At 62.3% G+C, this 1232-nt stretch carries 1 protein-coding gene; it reads left to right on the top strand.

Annotation, left to right across the window (positions count from 1 at the left end):
- Positions 1-15: 15 nt before the first annotated feature.
- On the top strand, positions 16-1232 hold a 1217-nt coding region (locus QCE79_RS32850), incomplete at its 3' end, for an IS256 family transposase (RefSeq protein ID WP_404989463.1).

The raw sequence follows: 1232 nt of genomic DNA, 5'->3' as shown, positions 1-1232 counted from the left end.
GTAAAAGTCATGGATATGCCGATGAAGAAGAAACGCACCGTCGCTTCTCAGGCAGCGGCCCGAGGGCCGCTGCCTGCCCTTCCGGAAGGTCTGCTGGATGACCTGGTCAAAGGCCCGATGACGCCCACCGAGGTCAAGGACCTGATGCTGGCGTTCAACAAGGCACTCATCGAGCGCGCGATGGGCGCCGAGATGAAGATGCATCTGGGCTACCTGGCGGGGCAGCCGAAACCCGACGGCCAGGACAACGAACGTAACGGCGCCAGCGGCAAGACGCTCATCACCGATTATGGCCCGCTCAGGGTCGATCTGCCGCGTGATCGTGACGGCAGTTTTGAACCCATCCTGATTCCGAAACACGAGCGCCGTTTTACCGGTTTCGACGAGCGCATCATCGCCATGTACGCGCGCGGCATGAGTGTGCGCGAGATCCAGGCGTTTCTGGCCGAAGCCTATGGCACCGAGGTTTCGCCCGATTTCATCAGCTCGGTCACCGACGAAGTCATGGCTGAGGCGCTCGCCTGGCAAAGCCGTCCGCTTGAGCCGATGTACCCGGTGGTGTTCTTCGACGCGCTGCGTGTGAAGATCCGTGGCGACGGCGTGGTGAGCAACAAGGCGGTGTATCTGGCGCTGGGCATTCAGGCCGACGGCCAGCGCGATGTGCTCGGCCTGTGGATCGAACAGACCGAAGGTGCGAAGTTCTGGCTGAAAGTGTTCAACGAACTGAAGACCCGGGGCTGCCAGGACATCCTGATCGCGGTGGTCGACGGCCTGAAGGGGCTGGCTGAGGCGATTGGCACGGCGTACCCGCGTACGGCCGTGCAGACCTGCATCGTGCATCTGATCCGCAACAGTCTGGAGTACGCCAGCTACAAGGACCGCAAGAGCGTGGCCGCAGCGCTGCGGCCGGTCTATGCCGCCGCGAGTGAACAGGCCGCTCAGCAGGCCCTGGAGGCCTTTGCCGAAGGCCCGTGGGGTGCGAAGTATCCGACTATCGTGCAGTCGTGGCGACGGGCGTGGGAGAACGTCACACCGTTCTTCGTGTTTCCGCCGGACATACGCCGTGTCGTCTACACCACAAACGCCATTGAGAGTCTGAACATGCAACTACGCAAGATCATCAAGACACGCGGCCACTTCCCCAATGACGAGGCCGCCATCAAGCTGCTGTGGCTGGCATTGCGCAACGTGCTGGCAAAGTCAGTACGCGCGGCGTTCGACTGGTCGTCCGC

Origin of the sequence: Caballeronia sp. LZ003 (genome assembly GCF_031451465.1) — a bacterium.
Taxonomy (GTDB): Bacteria; Pseudomonadota; Gammaproteobacteria; order Burkholderiales; family Burkholderiaceae; genus Caballeronia.
This window is presented reverse-complemented; position numbering and strand designations above follow the sequence as displayed.